General features: G+C 63.4%; 19 protein-coding genes and 4 tRNA genes. 7 read left to right on the top strand and 16 right to left on the bottom strand.

The genetic code is table 11. The annotated features are described in order from the left end of the window. The first annotated feature begins 26 nt into the window (after window positions 1–26). From arsS to CR105_RS06145, 7 genes are read left to right on the top strand one after another with little or no spacing between them, the layout of a single operon-like run. Entirely contained in the window at window positions 27–989 is a 963-nt protein-coding gene (gene arsS, locus CR105_RS06175; RefSeq protein WP_099787571.1) for an arsenosugar biosynthesis radical SAM (seleno)protein ArsS, read from the top strand. Further along, window positions 986–3,124: a dihydrolipoyl dehydrogenase family protein gene (locus CR105_RS06170; protein ID WP_099787570.1), complete on the top strand. Its 2,139-nt coding sequence runs from the start codon at window positions 986–988 to the stop codon at window positions 3,122–3,124. The genes arsS and CR105_RS06170 overlap by 4 nt, the downstream gene beginning before the upstream one ends. 1 nt (window position 3,125) lies before the next feature. Next, a complete protein-coding gene (locus tag CR105_RS06165; protein WP_229413674.1) occupies window positions 3,126–3,809 on the top strand; it encodes a TIGR04283 family arsenosugar biosynthesis glycosyltransferase in 684 nt (227 codons plus the stop codon). Then, window positions 3,806–4,420 (top strand): TIGR04282 family arsenosugar biosynthesis glycosyltransferase, encoded by a 615-nt coding sequence (locus CR105_RS06160; RefSeq protein ID WP_099787568.1) that lies wholly within the window; start codon window positions 3,806–3,808, stop codon window positions 4,418–4,420. Before CR105_RS06165 ends, CR105_RS06160 begins: the two co-directional genes overlap by 4 nt. Continuing rightward, the gene (locus CR105_RS06155) at window positions 4,417–5,148 is read left to right on the top strand and encodes a DUF3047 domain-containing protein (protein ID WP_099787567.1); all 732 of its coding nucleotides are present in this window, start codon (window positions 4,417–4,419) and stop codon (window positions 5,146–5,148) included. Before CR105_RS06160 ends, CR105_RS06155 begins: the two co-directional genes overlap by 4 nt. Further along, complete coding sequence (locus tag CR105_RS06150; protein WP_099787566.1) at window positions 5,145–6,272, top strand: FAD-dependent oxidoreductase; 1,128 nt, start codon at window positions 5,145–5,147, stop codon at window positions 6,270–6,272. Before CR105_RS06155 ends, CR105_RS06150 begins: the two co-directional genes overlap by 4 nt. A 19-nt stretch (window positions 6,273–6,291) precedes the next feature. Further along, a complete protein-coding gene (locus CR105_RS06145; RefSeq protein ID WP_099787565.1) occupies window positions 6,292–7,326 on the top strand; it encodes a methyltransferase domain-containing protein in 1,035 nt (344 codons plus the stop codon). Between the two features lie 124 nt (window positions 7,327–7,450). Here the strand turns inward: CR105_RS06145 and CR105_RS06140 are convergent. The 16 genes from CR105_RS06140 to CR105_RS06065 all read right to left on the bottom strand — a co-directional run bounded on the left by CR105_RS06140 (window position 7,451) and on the right by CR105_RS06065 (window position 19,677). Further along, a tRNA-Cys gene (locus tag CR105_RS06140) sits at window positions 7,451–7,524 on the bottom strand. Between the two features lie 76 nt (window positions 7,525–7,600). After that, window positions 7,601–7,676, bottom strand: a tRNA-Gly gene (locus CR105_RS06135). Between the two features lie 46 nt (window positions 7,677–7,722). Continuing rightward, a tRNA-Gly gene (locus CR105_RS06130) sits at window positions 7,723–7,798 on the bottom strand. Window positions 7,799–7,871: 73 nt separating this feature from the next. Further along, a tRNA-Gly gene (locus CR105_RS06125) sits at window positions 7,872–7,947 on the bottom strand. Between the two features lie 69 nt (window positions 7,948–8,016). Then, entirely contained in the window at window positions 8,017–8,601 is a 585-nt protein-coding gene (gene pgsA, locus CR105_RS06120) for a CDP-diacylglycerol--glycerol-3-phosphate 3-phosphatidyltransferase (protein WP_099787564.1), read from the bottom strand. A 189-nt stretch (window positions 8,602–8,790) separates the two neighbouring features. After that, window positions 8,791–10,662: an excinuclease ABC subunit UvrC gene (uvrC, locus tag CR105_RS06115; RefSeq protein WP_099787563.1), complete on the bottom strand. Its 1,872-nt coding sequence runs from the start codon at window positions 10,660–10,662 to the stop codon at window positions 8,791–8,793. Window positions 10,663–10,680: 18 nt separating this feature from the next. Then, complete coding sequence (acpS, locus tag CR105_RS06110) at window positions 10,681–11,073, bottom strand: holo-ACP synthase (protein ID WP_099787562.1); 393 nt, start codon at window positions 11,071–11,073, stop codon at window positions 10,681–10,683. Further along, a complete protein-coding gene (gene pdxJ / locus CR105_RS06105; RefSeq protein ID WP_099787561.1) occupies window positions 11,070–11,843 on the bottom strand; it encodes a pyridoxine 5'-phosphate synthase in 774 nt (257 codons plus the stop codon). The genes acpS and pdxJ overlap by 4 nt, the downstream gene beginning before the upstream one ends. Before the next feature lie 34 nt (window positions 11,844–11,877). Beyond that, window positions 11,878–12,666 (bottom strand): DNA repair protein RecO, encoded by a 789-nt coding sequence (gene recO, locus CR105_RS06100; protein ID WP_099787560.1) that lies wholly within the window; start codon window positions 12,664–12,666, stop codon window positions 11,878–11,880. A 25-nt stretch (window positions 12,667–12,691) separates the two neighbouring features. Further along, window positions 12,692–13,597 (bottom strand): GTPase Era, encoded by a 906-nt coding sequence (era, locus tag CR105_RS06095; RefSeq protein ID WP_099787559.1) that lies wholly within the window; start codon window positions 13,595–13,597, stop codon window positions 12,692–12,694. Beyond that, entirely contained in the window at window positions 13,594–14,451 is an 858-nt protein-coding gene (rnc, locus tag CR105_RS06090) for a ribonuclease III (RefSeq protein ID WP_229413672.1), read from the bottom strand. Before rnc ends, era begins: the two co-directional genes overlap by 4 nt. A gap of 29 nt (window positions 14,452–14,480) precedes the next feature. After that, a complete protein-coding gene (locus CR105_RS06085; RefSeq protein ID WP_099787558.1) occupies window positions 14,481–14,888 on the bottom strand; it encodes a DUF4845 domain-containing protein in 408 nt (135 codons plus the stop codon). Between the two features lie 18 nt (window positions 14,889–14,906). Next, window positions 14,907–15,821 carry a signal peptidase I gene (lepB, locus tag CR105_RS06080; RefSeq protein WP_099787557.1) on the bottom strand — a complete coding sequence of 305 codons (915 nt, stop codon included), beginning with the start codon at window positions 15,819–15,821 and terminating at the stop codon, window positions 14,907–14,909. Beyond that, complete coding sequence (gene lepA, locus CR105_RS06075; RefSeq protein WP_099787556.1) at window positions 15,822–17,612, bottom strand: translation elongation factor 4; 1,791 nt, start codon at window positions 17,610–17,612, stop codon at window positions 15,822–15,824. A gap of 317 nt (window positions 17,613–17,929) precedes the next feature. After that, on the bottom strand, window positions 17,930–18,205 hold the full coding sequence (locus CR105_RS06070; protein ID WP_267873885.1) for a glutaredoxin family protein: 276 nt from the start codon (window positions 18,203–18,205) through the stop codon (window positions 17,930–17,932). Beyond that, window positions 18,202–19,677, bottom strand: a complete 1,476-nt coding sequence (locus CR105_RS06065) for a DegQ family serine endoprotease (protein WP_229413669.1) — start codon at window positions 19,675–19,677, stop codon at window positions 18,202–18,204. Before CR105_RS06065 ends, CR105_RS06070 begins: the two co-directional genes overlap by 4 nt. Window positions 19,678–19,685: the final 8 nt, after the last annotated feature.

The raw sequence follows: 19,685 nt of genomic DNA, 5'->3' as shown, positions 1-19,685 counted from the left end.
ATCAACGACTTAACCCAGGATTCCAGATGCACGCCACCCTCCCCCTGCTGCGCAAAACCGATTTTCCGAGCCTTCGCCGCAAGGCGCTCGATACGCTGCAGGTTAATCTCGGCTACAAATGCAACCAGACCTGCGTCCATTGCCACGTCAACGCGGGCCCGAACCGCAAGGAGATGATGGACGAACGGACGATCGACACGGTGATCCGGGTGCTCGCCGACAAGGGCCTGACCACGCTCGACTTGACCGGCGGCGCCCCCGAGATGAACCCGCGCTTCCGCTACCTCGTACAAAGCGCGCGCGCGCTGGGCGTGCGGGTCATCGACCGCTGCAACCTGACCATCCTGTCCGAACCGGGCTACGAAGGCCTGGCCGAGTTCCTGGCTGCCGAGGGTGTCGAGGTAACGGCATCCATGCCATGCTACTCACAGGACAATGTCGACAAGCAGCGCGGCGATGGCGTGTTCGATCGCAGCATCGCCGCCTTGCAGGCGCTGAATGCGCTCGGATACGGCAAGCCGGACACCGGCCTGGTCCTGAACCTGGTGTTCAACCCGCAAGGCGCGGCGCTGCCGCCCGGCCAGCAGCAGCTGGAGGCCGACTACAAGCGCGAACTGGCCGCGCATTTCCGCATCGTCTTCAATCAGTTGTTCGTGATCGTCAACATGCCGATACAGCGCTTCGGCTCGACGCTCGTCTCGAAAGGGCAGTTCGCCGGGTACATGGCGCTGCTAAAGGCGAACCACCTGGAAAAAAACCTGGACAGCGTGATGTGCCGCACGCTAGTCAGCGTCGACTGGCAAGGCTACCTGTACGACTGCGATTTCAACCAGATGCTGGGCATGACGGCGCCTATCGGCGAGCGTCCGCGCCCTCACCTCGACGACCTGCTGCAGCAAGATATCGAAGGTACTGCGATTGCGATTGCCGATCACTGCTACGGCTGTACGGCCGGCCAGGGCAGCAGCTGCGGCGGCGCGTTCGCATGAACAGATCGCGGCTCGCCGGACTCGCACTGATTGCGGCGGCGGCCGTTGCCTATTTCGTGCTCGACCTTGGCCAATACTTCACGCTCGACTTCCTGAAGGCGCAGCAGCAATCGTTCCAGGCGTATTACGACGCCAGGCCGGTCCGCTCGATCGGCATTTTCTTCGCCATCTACGTCACGGTGACAGCGCTGTCGCTGCCTGGTGCGGCGATCCTGACACTGGCCGGCGGCGCCCTGTTCGGCCTGGTCGGCGGCACGCTGTTGATTTCATTCGCGTCGACGATCGGCGCCACCGTCGCCTTCCTGACGTCGCGCTACCTGCTGCGCGACTGGGTGCGTTCGCATTTCAAGGCAAAGGCCGACGCGATCGATGCGGGCGTGAGGAAAGATGGCGCCTTCTACCTGTTCACGCTGCGCCTGGTCCCGCTGTTTCCGTTCTTCCTCGTCAACTTGGTGATGGGGCTGACGGCGCTTCCCGTACGCACCTTTTACTGGGTCAGCCAGCTCGGCATGCTGGCCGGGACCATCGCCTTCGTCAATGCCGGAACGCAGCTGGCCGCGATCGACAGCCTGTCCGGCATCCTGTCGCCGTCGGTGTTGGCGTCGTTCGCGGTGCTGGGCATGCTGCCGCTGGCAGCGACAAAAATACTTGGCTTGGTCAAGGCACGCAAGGTCTACCAGCGGTGGCAGAAACCGCCCCGCTTCGAGTACAACCTGGTAGTGATCGGGGCCGGGGCGGCGGGGCTTGTAACCTCGTACATTGCGGCGGCAACCAAGGCCAAGGTCGCGCTGATAGAAGGCAACAAGATGGGTGGTGATTGCCTCAATTTCGGCTGCGTACCGTCGAAGGCGCTGATCCGCACCGCTGCCTTCGTCAAGCAAGCGCGTCAGTCGAAATCGCTCGGCATCGGCAAGGCCGACCCGGAATTTGATTTCGCCGATGTCATGGCGCGCGTGCACCGGGTGATCGCCAACATCGCGCCGCACGATTCGGTCGAGCGCTATACCGGCCTGGGCGTCGATGTCGTCACTGGTAACGCGAAGATCGTATCGCCCTGGGAAGTCGAAGTCGACGGCAAGCGCATGACAACACGCGCGATCGTGATTGCCACCGGCGCGCGGGCGTTCGTGCCGCCCATCCCGGGCCTGGAAGCGGCAGGTTATTACACCTCCGACACGCTGTGGGAAATCCGCGCACTACCGAACAGGCTGGTGATCCTGGGCGGCGGCCCGATCGGCTGCGAGCTGGCCCAGGCTTTCGCTCGGCTCGGCTCAAACGTGGTGCAAGTCGAAAAAGGCGCACGCGTGATGCCGCGCGAAGACGACGACGTGGCCGAGCTGGTGGCGCGCTCGCTGGCAGGTGATGGCGTCCGCATCCTGACCGGGCATGAAGCGGTGCGCTGCGAAGCCGACGGGCGTGGCAAGCGCCTGATCGTACGCCATGACGGCGCCGAGAGCGAGCTGCCGTTCGACGCGCTGCTATGCGCGGTTGGCCGCGTCGCAAGAACCACCGGCTTCGGGCTGGAGGAACTCGGGATCCCGATCGCGCCGCAGAAAACCATCGAGACCGACGCCTACCTGCAGACGCTGTATCCGAACATCTACGCCTGCGGCGACGTCGCCGGCCCGTACCAGTTCACGCATACTGCCGCCCACCAGGCCTGGTACGCCGCGGTGAACAGCCTGTTCGGCAGCCTGAAGCGGTTCCAGGCCGATTACAGCGTCATCCCATGGTGCACTTTTACCGCGCCAGAGGTGGCCCGGGTCGGCGTCTCCGAAGCCCAGGCGCGCGAGCAGGGACTCGACTTCGAAGTGACCAGGTATGGCATCGACGAGCTGGACCGCGCCATCACCGACGAGCTTGCAGAGGGATTCGTCAAGGTGATCACCAAAAAAGGCAGCGACAAAATTCTTGGCGCGGTGATCGTGAGCGCACACGCCGGCGAGATGCTGGCCGAGTATGTGCTTGCGATGAAACACGGCATCGGGCTGAACAAGATCCTCGGCACCATCCACATTTATCCCACCATGGCCGAAGCGAACAAGTACGCCGCCGGCGAGTGGAAACGCGCACATGCCACGCAGCGGCTGCTGGCGTTCGCTGCACACTTCCACCGCTGGCGCAGGACCGCCTGACGTGGACGATCACGCTCCCATCGCGTTGTCGATCATCGTGCCGGTGCTGAACGAAGCGGCCAGCATCGAGTCGACACTGGCTGCCCTGAAGGCGATGTGCGCACGCGGCGCAGAAATAATCGTCGCAGATGGCGGCAGCACTGACGCCAGCGTGACGCTGGCAACCGCGCTGGCCGACCAGTTGGTGTGCGCCCCACGCGGGCGCGCCTTGCAAATGAATGCCGGCGCGGCCGCCGCCCATGGCGAAAACCTGTTGTTTCTGCACGCGGATACGGTATTGCCGGCCGACGCCGATGTTCTGGTCCTGCACGCGCTGAACGGCGGCAAACACGCATGGGGCCGGTTCGATGTGGCGATCGCTGGCCGCTCGCCGATGCTCGCCGTGATCGCGTTCATGATGAACTGGCGATCGCGGCTGACGGGAATTGCCACGGGGGACCAGGCCATCTTCGTGCGGCGCGACGCTTTTTTCGCCGCCGGCGGCTTTCCCGCGCAGCCGCTCATGGAAGACATCGAATTGTCGCGGCGCCTCAAGCGCCAATCGGCGCCTTCGTGCCTGAAACAGCGTGTCGTCACTTCTGGCCGCCGTTGGGACACCGGCGGCGTATGGCCGACCATTTTCCTGATGTGGCGCTACTGGCGCGGCACAGGCGCAGAAATCCTTGCAAAGGAGTACCTCCGTTGAACGACACATGCCTGCTCATCATATTTGCCAAAGCCCCCGTTGCCGGTTATGCCAAGACGCGTCTCGCGCCTGCGCTCGGCGATGCCGCCACTGCGCGGCTGGCGTCACGCATGCTCGAGCACACGGTCGCAAGCGCGCTGGAATCGGCATTGGGACAGGTCGAGCTGTGCTGTTCGCCAGACGCGACCCATAACCAATTCCAGCGTGCAGCCAGTCACGCTGCCGTCTCCCTCACCCGCCAAGGCGACGGCGATCTGGGCCGGCGGATGCAGCACGCCTTTGGCCGCGGGCTTGCGCGCCACCGCAGCGTGATCCTGATCGGCACCGATGCGCCGGCGCTCGATGCCGCCGTCCTGCGGCGGGCAGCCGTGGCGCTGAATGGCCATGACGCCGTTTTCGCCCCGGCCGCGGACGGCGGCTATGCGCTGGTCGGCTTGGCGCGCCTGGCGCCTGGGCTATTCGATGATATCGACTGGAGCACCTCGAGGGTGATGGCGCAGACGCGTTGCCGTGCCAGTGCGCTTGGTCTGACGCTGTGCGAACTGGCGACCCTGCACGATGTCGATGAACCGCAAGACCTGGTCCACGTTCCCGCAGGGTGGCTCGCATGAAGACGTGGCGCGCGACCGCAGTCGTCGCCCTGGCGCCGTGCATGGCCTTCGCGGCGCCTGTCGTCCCGGCTTTTTCGGGCATGCCGCAAGGCACCTCGATCGAAGGCTGGAAGGTGCTCAAGCCATCGCCGAAAGCCGCCACTACGCAGTACACGCTGGTGCGGGACGCGGACCACACCGTGCTCAGGGCCGACGCCGACAAGTCCATGTCAGGACTGATCCATACGATCCGTGTCGATACCCGGCGCTATCCGTTGCTGCGCTGGCGATGGAAAGTGGCCGCGCCGGTCGCCGGCGCCGACATGACGCAAAAGAGCGGCGACGATTATGCGGCCCGCATCTACGTGATGTTCGACTATCCAGCCTCGCGCTTGCCGCTATCGACCCGCATCAAAATGAAGCTGGCCGAATCGCTCCATGGCCAGCCGATTCCGGCAGCTGCCCTCAACTACGTCTGGGACAACAGGCATCCGGTGGGCACCATCCAGCCCAACACCTATACGGACCGGGCGCGCATGGTCGTGGTACGCAGCGGCGCCGGCCAGGCCAACCAATGGGTGACGGAAATGCGCGACCTGCGCGCCGATTTCCGCGCCGCGTTCGGCGAAGAGGCGCCGCACGTCGTTGCGCTGGCGATCGCCACCGATACCGACAATACGGCAAGCCGCGCTCTTGCCTGGTATGGCGACATCGAGTTCCTCGCAGACGGCGAGCGCCCCCCCAAATGAAGCGACTGCTACTTGTCGGCGCTGGCCACTCCCACGCAAAGGTATTGTTCGAGCTGGCCGGCGACAAGGCGGGCGACATCGCGGTGACGCTGGTGTCGCCCGAGCCGCTCGCGCCCTACTCCGGCATGGTGCCGGGATGGATGGCCGGGCATTACCGATGGGAGCAGTGCTGCGTCGACTTCGCTCGCTTGTGCCGCCGGGCAGGCGCCACGCTGCGCATCGACCGCGCTACCGGCATCGACCTCGCAGCGTCGCGCTTGCAGCTCGCCAGCGGCGCATCACTGCCGTATGACGTGCTCTCGCTCGACATCGGCTCAACCTCGACGCCGCCCGGCGCCGCCAGTGCGCGCCTGCTGCCGACGCGCCCGCTGGCAGCGCTCAGGGAACGCTGGGAGGTTCTGCGCGCCACTGTCAGCAGTCTGCCGGCCGATGTGACCTTCCGTGTCGTGATGATCGGCGGCGGCGCGGCCGGCACCGAAAGCGTGCTCGCGGTTCGGCACCAGCTGGCGAAATGGGCGCCCCGGGTCGCATTCGATTACGTCCTGGCGACCCAGGGAAGCGCCTTGCTGGCGCAGCTGGCGGCCGGCGCCGGCCGCAGGATCGCAGCCCAACTGCAGCAGCATGGCGTGCGCGTCCTTCATGACTTCGCAGCGGAGCGCATCGACGATGCCGGCGTCTGGAGCCGCGACGGCCGCATGCTGGACGCCGACGTCGTGCTCTGGGCCGCGGGGCCGCGGGCACACGGCTGGCCCGCCGCATCCGGGCTGGCGCATGACGACGGGTTCGTCAGGGTCGACGGCACGCTGCGATCGGTGTCGCATCCGAACATTTTTGCCGCGGGCGACTGCGCCAGCTTCGAGAAGCCGCTGCCGAAAGCGGGCGTATTTGCCGTGCGCATGGGGCCTGTGCTTTCGCATAATCTGCGCGCCGCCCTGCGCGCCGGCGCGCTGCAGACGTTCACCCCGCAGCGGCGCCACCTGGTATTGCTGGGCACCGGCGACGCGCACGCCGTCGCAGCCTGGGGGCCTTTCTCATGCCAGGGAAAATGGGTCTGGCGCTGGAAGCAAGCGCTCGACCGCACATTCATCAACCGTTACAACCGCGCGCCGGAGCACAGCGCGTGAAGACCCTCAGGAGAGCAATATGCATGACATCGTTCAGGAATACTACGGCAAGACGCTGCAACGTACCGGGGACCTGCAAACCAGCGCATGCTGCGACATCAGCCAGGTGCCGGCATGGCTCAAGCCGTTGCTGTCGCGGATACACCCCGAAGTGCTGGAGCGCTACTACGGCTGCGGCCTGGTCTGCCCGCCCCTGCTCGAAGGATGCCGCGTGCTCGACCTCGGCTGCGGTTCCGGGCGCGACGTGTATGCGCTCGCGCAACTGGTGGGGCCGACCGGCGAGGTGATCGGAGTCGACATGACCGACGAGCAGCTGGCCGTCGCGCGCCGCCACCAGCAGTATCACCGTGATACCGTAGGCTACGACAACGTGAAGTTTTTGCACGGTTACATCGAGCGGCTTGCCGAACTTAACCTGGAGCCAGGCAGCTTCGACGTCATCGTTTCCAACTGCGTGGTTAACCTGTCGCCCGATAAGGATGCAGTACTGCGCGACGTCAACCGGCTGCTCAAGACCGGCGGCGAGTTTTATTTTTCCGATGTGTATGCCGACCGCCGGGTGCCCGACGACGTCAGAAACGACCCGGTGCTGTACGGCGAGTGCCTGGGTGGCGCGCTGTACTGGAATGATTTCCTGCGCCTGGCCAATAAACATGGCTTTGACGACCCGCGCCTGACCGCGGACCGCCCGCTCGACATCACCAACCCGGAACTAGCTGCCCGCGCCAAAGGGATCGGTTTTCACTCGGCGACCTACCGGTTGTTCAAGGTGGATGGATTGGAAAGTGCGTGCGAGGATTACGGCCAGGCGGTCGTGTACCGCGGCAGCATTGCCGGAACCGCCAACCGTTTTGTGCTCGACAAGCATCACAACATAGAGACGGGACGCGTGTTCCCGGTGTGCGGGAACACATTTCGCATGCTGCACGATTCACGCTTCCGCGCGCATTTCGATTTCATCGGCGACTTCAGCAGGCATTACGGCCTGTTCCCGGGCTGCGGCGGCGAGCTGCCCTTCGACAAACCGGACGCAGCCGCCGTTCCCTGCTGCTGACAACCGGTTAGTGCGCGGCCGGATCCAACTTCCCTGCCGAATCGGAGCAAAAAAAAGCCAACTTCCGGAACAGAAGTTGGCTTTCTTGTCACCGCTCAAAATAGATTATTTGAGCATGAAATTCTGGAGGCGAGGACGGGAATCGAACCCGTCTAAACGGCTTTGCAGGCCGCTGCATAACCTCTTTGCTACCTCGCCAGAGGGTACTGATTGCGCCGCTACCCTGCTGGGAGCTGCATCAAAAAAGGGAAGCCAGGCTTCCCTTTTAGAATTCTGGAGCGGGAGAAGAGTCTCGAACTCTCGACCTCAACCTTGGCAAGGTTGCGCTCTACCAACTGAGCTACTCCCGCATTGGAGCCATACATTTTACTACTACTGCAATCCCCAGTGAAGCACTGGAGCGGGAGAAGAGTCTCGAACTCTCGACCTCAACCTTGGCAAGGTTGCGCTCTACCAACTGAGCTACTCCCGCATTTGCAAGACAACGATTATCGCAGAAAAGGTGCTCATTTTCAAGGATAACCTGACGACGATTTTTCCATTTCTGGAGCGGGAGAAGAGTCTCGAACTCTCGACCTCAACCTTGGCAAGGTTGCGCTCTACCAACTGAGCTACTCCCGCATCGTGTCACAACAGGCAGGCATTATAGATCATCCTGACCGGTTGTCAAGGCGACGCGCTGTCGATTTATCAATCGAGCGCGCCGGCCTTTTCCTTGATCAGCGGCCAGGCCAGCCGCATGTAGTAAAACATCGACCAGACCGTCAGGATGGCGGCGATGTAGAGGAACGCTTCGCCCATCAGCTGAGTGTCGACGACGCCGAACAGCACGTCGTGAAACAGCAGCATCGGGATCGCCGTCATCTGCGCCGCCGTCTTGATCTTGCCGAGCGAGCTGACCGCCACCGAACGCGAGGCGCCGATCTGCGCCATCCACTCGCGCAGCGCCGAGATGGCGATCTCGCGGCCGATGATGATGAAGGCGATGAAATGGTCGACCCGGTCCAGGTGCACCAGCACCAGCAGCGCGCCGGTCACCATCAGCTTGTCGGCCACCGGATCGAGGAAGGCGCCGAACGCCGAGGTCTGGTTCCAGCGCCGCGCCAGGAAGCCGTCGAACCAGTCGGTGATGGCGGCGACGATGAACACAATCGTGGCGGCCAGGTCCTGGTCGGAGCGCGGCAGCCAGTGCAGCGGCAAGTAGTAAACGCCGACCACGAGCGGGATCAGTGCGACGCGTAACCAGGTCAGAAGAATCGGGATGTTAAAAGGCATAGGGCGCGTGAGCTGGTTACTGTTAGAAATGGGTGCGCCGCTAGTCTACCGTGCTATTGCTTAATAGACCAGTTAGGTTGAAGCAAAAGCGCACTCAGCGTGGATTCCCGCCAAGGGGGGGCGCCGAGCCCGGGAACGACGTTGATTGGCTTATGCGCGTATTTACCGTCGCGATTTCTGCGGCGCGCCTCAATGCAGCTGCTTGTAGATTTCTTCGGCCAGCGAGGTGGAGATGCCCTCGACCGACTTCAGGTCTTCGACGCTGGCGCTGGCGACGCCGCGCAGGCCGCCAAAGCGCGCCAGCAGGCGCTGGCGCCGCTTGGCGCCGATGCCCTCGATCTCCTCCAGCTGCGACGTCTGGCGCGCCTTGGCGCGCTTGGCGCGCATGCCGGTGATGGCGAAGCGGTGCGCCTCGTCGCGGATCAAGGCCACCAGCATCAGCGCCGCCGAGTCCTTGCCCAGCTCCTGGGCCGCGCGGCCGTCGACAAACAGCAGCGTCTCGAGGCCCACGCGCCGAGCTTCCCCCTTCGCCACGCCGACGATCAGGCTGATGTCGAGCCCCAGTTCGGCAAACACCTGGCGCGCCATCTCGATCTGGCCCTTGCCGCCGTCGATCAGCACCACATCGGGCATGACGCCCTCGTTATTGACGACTTTTTCGTAGCGGCGCATCAGTACCTGGCGCATCGCCGCGTAATCGTCGCCCGGCGTGATGCCGTTGATGTTGTAGCGCCGGTACTCGCTGTTTTGCATCGCGTGGTGGTGGAACACCACGCACGAGGCCTGGGTCGCTTCGCCCATCGTGTGGCTGATGTCGAAACACTCCACGCGCAAGGCGTCGAGGTCGTCCAGGTCGAGCGTCAGCGCCTCGGCCAGCGCGCGGGTGCGCGACTGCTGCGAGCCCTGCTCGGACAGCAGGCGCGCCAGCGACAGTTCGGCGCCCTTGACCGCCATCTCGAGCCACTGGCGGCGCGGCTCCTGCGGCTGGAAAATCAGGTTGATGCGGTGGCCGCACTGCTCGGCGAGCGCCATCATCAGGGCCGGCTGGTCGAAGTCGATGTTCAGGATCAGCGTGCCGGGGATGAATTTTTCGCTGTAGTGCTGCGCCAGGAATGCGGCCAGCACCTCCACCTCGATCGGCGCCTCGGCGATCGCTTCCATCACTTGGCTCGGAAAATAGGCGCGGTCGCCCAGGTGGCGCCCGCCGCGCACCATCGCCAGGTTGACGCAGGCTTTACCGCCCTGCACCACCACGGCGATGATGTCGACGTCGGCGTCGCCGGCCGTCTCCATGCTTTGCTGGTGCAGCACTTTCGACAGCGACTGGATCTGGTTGCGCACCGCGGCGGCCTGCTCGAACTTGAGCTGCTCGGCATAGCCATGCATCTTCTTCTCGAGGTCGGCCATCACTTCGGTCTGGCGCCCGCGCAAAAATTTTCCGGCGTTTTCGACGTCGATGCGATAGTCTTCCGTGGTGATGTTGGCCACGCACGGCGCGCTGCAGCGGCCGATCTGGTGCAGCAGGCAGGGACGCGTGCGGTTCGAATACACGCTGTCCTCGCAGGTGCGCAGCATGAACACCTTCTGCAGGATCTGCATCGATTCCTTCACCGCCCACGCGCTCGGGAACGGGCCGAAATATTGGCTTTTCTTGTCGAGCGCACCGCGGTAGTACGCCATGCGCGGCACGTCCTGGCCGCTGATCTTCAGGTACGGGTACGACTTATCGTCGCGAAACAGGATGTTAAAGCGCGGCTTGAGCGCCTTGATCAGGTTGTTTTCCAGGATCAGCGCTTCGGCTTCGCTGTTGGTGACGGTGGTCTCGAGCCGCGCGATGCGCTCGACCATGATCGAGATGCGCGGGCTAGCCAGATTCTTCTGGAAGTAGCTCGAGACGCGTTTTTTGAGGTCGCGCGCCTTGCCGACGTAGAGCACGGCGTCGTTAGCGTCGAAATAGCGGTACACGCCCGGCAGGTTGGGCAGCTTGGCGACGGTGGCCAGCACCAGCGCGCGCGGATCCGGTTTAGCTTCGGCGGGTACGGTTGGAATGACTTCGGACATTGCTCTACCTTGTAAAACTTACGCGTCCTGGGTGACGATTACAAAAGCGACACCGTAGTCGGCTTCGTCGCTGATGGTCACCTGCGCGCTGAGCTTATTATCGCGCATGAACTCTTCGAGCTCGCCACTGCACACGATTACCGGCTTGCCGGAGGGCGCGTTAAGCATCTGCGCCGAGCGCCACGTCATCGGCATGCGCATGCCCAGGCCAATCGCCTTTGCAAACGCTTCCTTGGCCGAAAAGCGGGTGGCCAGAAAACGCAGGCCGCGCACGTCGTTCTTGGCGCGGCGCGCGTGGAACTTGACCAGCTCCTCCGGGCCGAGGATCTTTTCGGCGAAGCGCTCGTTGCGACCGAGCGCGCCTTCGATGCGCGAAATCTGCACGATGTCGGTACCGATCCCGTAGATCATGCGCGCCGGCCCAGGGTAACGCCGAGGCGGGCGGCGACCATGATCGCCTTCATCTCGCGCACCGCGTTTTCAAAACCGGCGAACACCGCGTGGGCGACGATGGCGTGACCGATGTTGAGTTCACCGATGTCTTCCAGCGCGGCGATCGCCTGCACGTTGGTGTAGTGCAGGCCGTGGCCGGCGTTGACCTTCAGCCCGCGCGACACGCCAAAGCGGGCGCCGGCGCGGATGCGTTCGAGTTCGTGCGCCAGGTCGGCGCCTTCGGCTTCGGCGTAGCGGCCGGTGTGCAGCTCGATGACCGGCGCGCCAAGTTCGGCGGCGGCGGCGATCTGCTGCTCATCGGCGTCGATGAAGAGGCTCACGCGGATGCCCTCCCCTTGCAGCTGCCTGATGGCCGCTTCGACCTGCTTGTAGTAGCGCACCACATCAAGGCCGCCTTCGGTGGTCACTTCCTCGCGCCGCTCCGGCACCAGGCACACATCCTGCGGACCGATCTTGCAGGCGAAGTCGATCATCTCCTGCGTCACGGCCGCTTCCAGGTTCATGCGCGTCATCAGCTGCGGGCGTAGGTTGACCACGTCGGCGTCCTTGATGTGGCGGCGGTCTTCGCGCAGGTGCAGCGTGATGACGTCGGCGCCGGCCTGCTCGGCGATGAGCGCCGCGCGCAACGGATCGGGATACGTCGTGCCGCGCGCATTGCGCAGCGTCGCCACGTGGTCGATGTTGACGCCCAGGTCGATGACCGGGCCGGATGGGTGCAGGAAGCTCATGGTGTCGCCGTTGTGAGGGTTAGGTCTGAGAATATTACAACTGCAGCAGATCGATCAGGATCTGGCGCGTGTTGAGCGGCGCGCCGCCCAGCTGGTGGGCCAGCAGGAAACGCATCAGCTGCTTGCTTTGCAGCTGGGTCAGCGGGTCGGCATAGTCGTCCCGCTCCATGTCGAGCAAGGTCTGGCCGTCGACCGCCGGCCAGCTGTCGGACACGCGCGCCGGACGCGGACCGCGTTCGGGATCGACAACGTACCCGACTCCCGGCTCGACCGGATCGCCCGAACCGGCGCAGCGGCTCAGATCAGCGGCCACGCCTGTCTCCTTAAGTAAGGCCCGTTCGAATTTTCTCAAGACGATTTGTGCCGGTTCATTGTGGGCCAGCTGATTCAGCGTTGCCACGTACTGATCGAACAACGCCGGATGCGGGTCGTCGCGTGCGATCAGCTTGACCAGCAGTTCGTTGAGGTAGAAGCCGCACAGCAGCGCAGTGCGTTCGAGCGGCAGCATGCCGCCGACCCATTCGGCGTCGATCAAGGTGCGCAGTTCGGAGCGTCCGCTCCACGACGTCGACAGCGGCTGGAAGGTCTGCAGCACGCCGCGCAGCTTCGACAGCGGCCGCTTGGCGCCCTTGGCCACCAGGCCAATGCGGCCGAAGTCGCGCGTGAACATGTCGACGATCAGGCTGGTTTCTTTGTACGGGTAGCTGTGCAGCACGAAGCCGGGCTGGCCGTTGATGCGGTCGCGCGGCAAGGCGCGGCTGCGCCTGGGCGCCGCTGCAGGCGCCGACTGTGGCACATCGAGGTCGGCGTCGAGGGTATTCATGCGCACAGGCAGGCGCGACGGCGCCCTATTCGTAGCCGTAGGCGCGCAGCCCGGCTTCGTTGTCGGCCCAGCCGGACTTGACCTTGATCCAGATTTCCAGGTACACGGGGCCGCCGAACAGCTTCTCCATGTCGAGCCGCGACTGGGTCGAGATTTCCTTCAGGCGCGCGCCCTTGTTACCGATCAGCATGGACTTGTGGGTGTCGCGTTCGACCAGCACGGCGGCAAAAATGCGGCGCAGGTCGCCCTCCTGCTCGAACTGCTCGATCAGCACGGTACTGGTGTAGGGCAACTCGTCGCCGACCAGGCGGAACACTTTCTCGCGGACGATTTCGGCGGCGAGGAATTTCTCGCTGCGGTCGGTGATGTCGTCCGGCCCGAAGATAGGCGCGTTTTCCGGCAGGTATTTTTTGATCTCCGCTTGGAGCGCGTCGACCTGGAAACGCAGCTTGGCCGAGACCGGCACGATGGCGGTGAAGTTGTGCTTGGCGGCGATTTCCTGGGCGAACGGCATCAGCGCGGCCTTGTCCTTGACGCGGTCCGACTTGTTGATCACCAGGATCACCGGCACTTCTTTCGGCAACAGGTCGACCACTTGCTGGTCGGCCGGCCCGAAGGTGCCTGCCTCGACCAGGTAGAGGATGACGTCGGCCGAAATGAGCGTGTTGGTCACCGTCTTGTTGAGCGTCTTGTTGAGCGCGTTGCTGTGGCGCGTCTGGAAGCCCGGCGTGTCGACGTAGATGAACTGGGCGTCGTCGACGGTCTGGATGCCGGTGATGCGGTGGCGCGTGGTCTGCGCCTTGCGCGACGTGATCGATACTTTGGCGCCGATCAGCACGTTCATCAACGTCGACTTGCCGACGTTCGGGCGGCCGACGATGGCGATGTAGCCACAGCGGAAGTTTTCTGGGGTGCTGCTGGAGGTATTCATGCTGACTTCGTTTCTGATTGCGTTTGTTTGGGGGCCTTGGCGTCCACTTTTGGTTCGGCCTTGGCTTCGATAATGACCTCGGCCGGTTCGGCGCCGTGCTCGCTCTGGATGGTGGCGATGCCGGCCAGCTTGAGCTGGGCGGCGCGCGGCTTGGCCTTGCGCGCGGCGGCCGGCGTTTTCAGCAATGCCTGTTCGGCCACCTCGAGCGCCAGCTTGGCGGCGGCCTGCTCGCCGGCACGGCGGCTGCCGCCGCGGCCGTAGACCTGGATGCCGAGCTTGGGCACCAGGCATTCAATTTCGAATTCCTGGCTGTGCGCTGCCCCATGGGTCGCCACCACGTTGTAGGTTGGCAGAGAAATCTTCTTACTCTGCAAAAACTCCTGCAGCAAGGTCTTGGCGTCCTTGCCGAGCGTGCGCGGGTCGACCGAATCGAGGATCGGAATGTAGAAGGCGCGGATGACGTCGCGCGCGGCATTGAAGCCGGCGTCGAGGAAAATGGCGCCAAGCAGCGCTTCGAGCGTGTCGGCCAGGATCGACGGCCGGCGAAAGCCGCCCGACTTCAGCTCGCCTTCGCCAAGGCGCAGGAACTGCGACAGTTCGAGCCTCTGGGCGATTTCGTAGAGCGACTGCTGCTTGACGAGATTGGCGCGCAGGCGCGACAGGTCGCCCTCGTCGATGCTGGCAAAGCGCTCATAGAGCACCGAGGCAACGACGCAGTTCAGGATCGAATCGCCAAGGAACTCGAGGCGCTCGTTATGCAGGCTGCTGTGGCTACGGTGCGTCAAGGCTTGCTGCAACAGGCCAGCATCCCGGAACGTGTAGCCTAAGCGAGACTGCAATAACTGAAGATTCATGGGCGAAATGTCGGTTGGTCTTCCATCAATTAACGGGCTGCCGTGTCTGGCTTGAGCGCGACCACGCCGTTCTTGGCGGTGGTGGCGGCGTAGTCGATCAGCAAGGTGACGTTGCCGGCGATCGGAATGCGTTTTTCGTAGGCGAAGCTGATTTCCGTCTCGCCGGTGTCCTTGGTGATCACCAGATCCTTGCCGGTGATCGCTTCGATGCGGTTGATGTCGGCGTTCTTGTCGAAACTTTGCTGCATCTCGACGACGGTGCCGCCGGCCGCCTTGGCGGCAATAATGCCATCCTTCGACGCCTTGTACTCGAGATAGGTCGGGAACACTTTCATGGCGAACACGGCGACGACGCCGATGACCGCCATCACGAAGATCAGTCCGGTGAGCGACACGCCGCGCTGCGCGTGCGGGAAAAACTGTTTCGATTCTTGCATTGCCGATTCCTTCAAGACTTAGTGTATGCCACCGATGCGCTTCCAGTTGCCCAGGTTCATCCACACGAAAAACGCCTTGCCGACGATATTCTTGTTGGGCACAAAGCCCCAGTAACGACTGTCGAGGCTGTTGTCGCGGTTATCGCCCATCATAAAGTAATTGCCTTCGGGTACGATACAAGTAAATTTCTCGTAGGAATAGACACACGCTTCACGGTTCGGGAAATTGTCCACCTGGCCCAGCTCGATAGTGCGCTTGTTCTTGTTATTGAGAATTTGATGTTGCACGTTTGCCAAATTTTCATCAAACAGCTGGTGGTATTCCAGGCCCTCGTCTTCCAGGTAGTCGCCCTTGGCGGTGTAAGTCACCGGCTTGTCGTTGACCGTTAAGCGCTTGTTTTCATAGGTGATTTTATCACCTGGCACGCCGATGACGCGTTTGATGTAATCCTGCGACATGTCCTTCGGATACTTGAACACCATGACGTCGCCGCGCTGCGGGTCGCCGACGTCGATGATTTTCTTGTTCAACACCGGTAGCCGGATACCGTAGGTGAATTTGTTCACCAGGATCAGGTCGCCGATGACGAGGGTCGGCACCATCGACGACGATGGAATCTTGAACGGCTCGTACAGGAAGGAGCGCAGGAAAAACACCAGCGCGATGACCGGGAAAAAGCTGCCCGAGTACTCGATCCAGGTCGGCTGGCGCAGCAGCGCCGCTTCGATCGCGTGGCGGCTGGTGTTGTCGGTCTTGATGCCTTCGGAGGCCAGCTTGGCGTTGCGGCCGTCGAAGGCGGCCAGCGCGACATCGGCGGCGGCGCGGCGCTGCTTGGCAAAGTAGAAGATATCGAGGAACCAGATTACCCCCGTGACGCACATCGCCACGAACAGGATCAATGCGAAATTTCCTAAGATGACTTGCAGATTCATTTAACCGTCCACTTGTAAAATTGCCAGGAATGCCTCTTGCGGGATTTCCACCGAGCCCACCTGCTTCATGCGTTTCTTACCGGCCTTCTGCTTTTCGAGCAGCTTCTTCTTGCGGCTGATGTCGCCGCCGTAGCACTTGGCCAGCACGTTCTTGCGCAGCGCCTTGACGTTTTCGCGCGAAATCACGTTCACGCCGATCGCCGCCTGGATGGCGACGTCGAACATCTGGCGCGGAATCAGCTCGCGCATCTTGGCGGCGACCTGGCGGCCGCGGTAAGTGGCGTTGGCGCGGTGCACGATGATGGCCAGCGCGTCGACTTTTTCGCTGTTGATCAGCATGTCGACCTTGACCACGTCGGCCGAGCGGTATTCCTTGAACTCGTAGTCCATCGAGGCGTAGCCGCGCGAAGTCGACTTGAGCTTGTCGAAGAAATCGAGGACGATTTCGGCCATCGGCATTTCGTACACCAGCTTGACCTGGCGGCCGTGGTAGCTCATGTCGAGCTGCACGCCGCGCTTGCCGACGCACAGCGTGATGACCGAGCCGACGTATTCTTGCGGCATGTACAGGTTGACCGTGACGATCGGCTCGCGCACTTCAAGGATCTTGGTCGTTTCCGGCATCTTCGACGGGTTGTCGACCTTGACGATGCTGCCGTCGCGCATTTCGACTTCGTAGACGACGGTCGGCGCGGTGGTGATCAGGTCCATGTCGAACTCGCGCTCGAGACGTTCCTGCACGATTTCCATGTGCAACAGGCCAAGGAAGCCGCAGCGGAAGCCGAAGCCGAGCGCCTGCGATACTTCCGGCTCATACATCAAGGCGGCGTCGTTCAGTTTGAGCTTTTCGAGCGAGTCGCGCAGCGCGTCGTACTGGTTCGCCTCGACCGGGAACAGGCCGGCGAACACTTGCGGCTGCACTTCCTTGAAGCCTGGCAGCGGCGCCCTGGCCGGCTTGGCGGCGTGGGTGACGGTGTCGCCCACTTTGGCCGCCTTCAGTTCCTTGATGCCGGCGATGACGAAGCCGACCTGGCCGGCCGACAGCTCGGGCAGCGACTGCGAGCGCGGGCTGAACACGCCGACGCTCTCAACCAGCTGGGTCGATTCAGACGCCATCAGCAGGATCTTTTCCTTCGGCTTCAAGGTGCCGTTCATCACGCGCACCAGCATGACGACGCCGACATAGTTGTCGAACCAGGAGTCGACGATCAGCGCCTGCAGCGGCGCGTCCTTGTCGCCTTTTGGCGCCGGCACCTTGGCGATCAGCGACTCGAGCACGTCCTCGACGCCGAGGCCGCTCTTGGCCGAGCATTGCACGGCGTCGGTGGCGTCGATGCCGATGACGTCTTCGATTTCCTTGATCGCATTGGCCGGATCGGCGTGCGGCAGGTCGATCTTGTTGAGCACAGGCACCACTTCGACGCCGAGGTCGAGCGCGGTGTAGCAGTTCGCCACGGTCTGCGCTTCGACGCCCTGGGAGGCGTCGACCACCAGCAGCGCGCCTTCGCAGGCCGACAGCGAACGCGACACTTCATAGCTGAAGTCGACGTGGCCCGGCGTATCGATCAGGTTCAGGTTGTAGACCTGGCCGTCGCGCGCCTTGTAGTGCAGCGCGGCGGTCTGGGCCTTGATGGTAATGCCGCGTTCGCGCTCCAGGTCCATCGAATCGAGTACCTGGGCTTCCATGTCGCGGTCGGACAGGCCGCCGCAGATCTGGATGATACGGTCGGCCAGGGTCGATTTGCCGTGGTCGATGTGGGCGATGATGGAGAAGTTACGTATGTTGTTCATTAACAAATTCAAGACCAAGATGATAAAGGCGATTGATGACGTCGGGGCTCGCGGCGCGGGCGATGCCGGCGCCATGAAAAAAGCGCTCCGTGGGGGTGTAGCAATCCCCAGACGAGCGCCTTATCAAGCGAGAGAAGCTGTTTGCTAGGACAGAAGCTTTTCCGACCGTCGCATTTTACCGGATTTCAGGGTAGAAAGCCCGTGTTATGCGGGCGCGCCGCTGGCTGGCGCGGTAAAGCTCGCCAAAATGTCGGTGAAGATTTTCATAAATACAACAGAAATCGCGACGCACGACAGTGACGATGAAGCAATTAACGTCATCCTGGCGAAAGATGGTCGCTTGCCAAATAGGCGCGCACCGCGGCGGCGTCGAGGAAGTAGTGGCAAAGCTCCGGCGCCGCCAGGTCGCCGTACAGCACCGGCACCAGCTCGTCGAAACGCGCCACCAGCGCCGGATCGGCGTCGACGTCGATGACGTCGACCGTGAACGGCTGCGCCGTGCTCTGCAGCGCGTTCAAGGCCGTCAGCATGTCGTCGCACAGGTGGCAGTAACTGCGCGAGTACAGCGTGAAGCGGGCCGGCGCCGGCGTCACTGGCGCGGCCGGATGACGAGGTAGAACGTCGTCGCGGCGCCCTGCGGGCTGCTGCGGCGCACCAGCAGCGCCACCGATTTTCTCGGATCGAGCTTGGCGACGATGGCGTTAAATTGCTTTGAATCCTTGACGTCGGTGTTATTGATCTGCAGCACCAGGTCGCCCGGCAGCACGCCGCCACGCGCCGCCGCGCCTTCACTGGCGTCGACCAGCACCGCGTCGGTCTTCAGTTCCTTGCGCTGCGCCTCGGTCAGGTCGGACACGTGCAAGCCCAGCGCGTTCGGCGCCGCATCGGCTTTCGGCTTTTTCGGCGTTGGCTTCGGCGCGGCCTTCTCTTCTTCCAGCGCGGCTATCGTGACGGGCAGATCCTGCTGCACGCCCTTGCGCCACACGGTGACGGTGGCGCGGCTGCCGATCGGCGTGCCGCCCACCTGGCGCGGCAGGTCGGCGCTGCGCTCGATGGCGTTGCCGTTAAACTTCAGGATGATGTCGCCGACCCTGATGCCGGCCTTGTCGGCAGGACCGCCCGGCTCGACCAGCGACACTTCGGCGCCGCGCGCCTTGCCCAGCCCAAGCGACTCGGCCACGTCCTTGCTCACTTCGCCGATCTGCACGCCAAGCCGGCCGCGCGAGACCTTGCCGGTCTTGCGCAGCTGGTCGGCAACACGGATTGCCTCGTCGATCGGCACGGCGAACGAAATGCCGTTATAGCCGCCGGACAAGGTAGCGATCTGCGAATTGATGCCGACCACTTCGCCGCGCATGTTGATCAAGGGGCCGCCGGAGTTGCCGGGATTGACGGCGACGTCAGTCTGGATCAGCGGCAGGTAGTCGCCGGTGTCGCGCGCCTTGGCCGAAATGATGCCGGCCGAAACCGAGTTTTCGAGGTTGAACGGCGAGCCGATCGCGATGACCCATTCGCCGACGCGGATCTTGCTCGAGTCGCCGGTGCGCAGGAACGGCAGGTTCGATGCCTCGACCTTGAGCACGGCGACGTCGGAGCGCTTGTCGGCGCCCAGTACCTTGGCCTTGAATTCGCGCCGGTCGGTCAGCGTGACGAGCACTTCGTCGGCGCCTTCGACGACGTGGGCGTTGGTCAGCACGTAGCCATCGTTGGAGATGATGAAGCCGGAACCGACCCCGCGCTGCACTTCTTCTTCCTGCGGCTGCCCGCCGCGGCGCCCACGCGGCGATGGCGAACGCGGCGTCGGCTGGCCGAAGAAGCGGCGCAGGAATTCCTGCATTTCCTCGTCGCCAGGCGCGCCCTGCCCCAGCTTGACCTTCTCGGTGGTGCGGATGTTGACCACCGCCGGGCCGGCTTTGTCGATCAGGTCGGTGAAGTCAGGCAGGCCCGTGACGATCGGCACGCCGACCGGCGCGGCGGCGAGGACGGCGCCGGCAGGCAGCAGGGTGGCGCCGGCCAGCATCAGGACAGGCAGGACGAGGCGGAAGGCAGTAAGTTGTTTGCGCATGGGATCGG

The sequence above is a fragment of the Massilia eurypsychrophila genome (genome assembly GCF_002760655.1).
In the GTDB taxonomy this organism is placed as follows: Bacteria; Pseudomonadota; Gammaproteobacteria; order Burkholderiales; family Burkholderiaceae_D; genus JAFCUW01.
The sequence above is the reverse complement of the archived record's forward strand: the minus strand, read 5'-3'. Positions and strand labels throughout refer to the sequence as shown.

Excerpts from the sequence above, each read along its gene's own strand:
- arsS (WP_099787571.1), top strand. The coding sequence starts at position 27 with ATGCACGCCACCCTCCCCCTGCTGCGCAAAACCGATTTTCCGAGCCTT.
- CR105_RS06170 (WP_099787570.1), top strand. The coding sequence starts at position 986 with ATGAACAGATCGCGGCTCGCCGGACTCGCACTGATTGCGGCGGCGGCC.
- CR105_RS06155 (WP_099787567.1), top strand. The coding sequence starts at position 4,417 with ATGAAGACGTGGCGCGCGACCGCAGTCGTCGCCCTGGCGCCGTGCATG.
- CR105_RS06150 (WP_099787566.1), top strand. The coding sequence starts at position 5,145 with ATGAAGCGACTGCTACTTGTCGGCGCTGGCCACTCCCACGCAAAGGTA.
- CR105_RS06145 (WP_099787565.1), top strand. The coding sequence starts at position 6,292 with ATGCATGACATCGTTCAGGAATACTACGGCAAGACGCTGCAACGTACC.
- pgsA (WP_099787564.1), bottom strand. The coding sequence starts at position 8,601 with ATGCCTTTTAACATCCCGATTCTTCTGACCTGGTTACGCGTCGCACTG.
- uvrC (WP_099787563.1), bottom strand. The coding sequence starts at position 10,662 with ATGTCCGAAGTCATTCCAACCGTACCCGCCGAAGCTAAACCGGATCCG.
- acpS (WP_099787562.1), bottom strand. The coding sequence starts at position 11,073 with ATGATCTACGGGATCGGTACCGACATCGTGCAGATTTCGCGCATCGAA.
- pdxJ (WP_099787561.1), bottom strand. The coding sequence starts at position 11,843 with ATGAGCTTCCTGCACCCATCCGGCCCGGTCATCGACCTGGGCGTCAAC.
- recO (WP_099787560.1), bottom strand. The coding sequence starts at position 12,666 with ATGAATACCCTCGACGCCGACCTCGATGTGCCACAGTCGGCGCCTGCA.
- era (WP_099787559.1), bottom strand. The coding sequence starts at position 13,597 with ATGAATACCTCCAGCAGCACCCCAGAAAACTTCCGCTGTGGCTACATC.
- rnc (WP_229413672.1), bottom strand. The coding sequence starts at position 14,451 with ATGAATCTTCAGTTATTGCAGTCTCGCTTAGGCTACACGTTCCGGGAT.
- CR105_RS06085 (WP_099787558.1), bottom strand. The coding sequence starts at position 14,888 with ATGCAAGAATCGAAACAGTTTTTCCCGCACGCGCAGCGCGGCGTGTCG.
- lepB (WP_099787557.1), bottom strand. The coding sequence starts at position 15,821 with ATGAATCTGCAAGTCATCTTAGGAAATTTCGCATTGATCCTGTTCGTG.
- lepA (WP_099787556.1), bottom strand. The coding sequence starts at position 17,612 with ATGAACAACATACGTAACTTCTCCATCATCGCCCACATCGACCACGGC.
- CR105_RS06065 (WP_229413669.1), bottom strand. The coding sequence starts at position 19,677 with ATGCGCAAACAACTTACTGCCTTCCGCCTCGTCCTGCCTGTCCTGATG.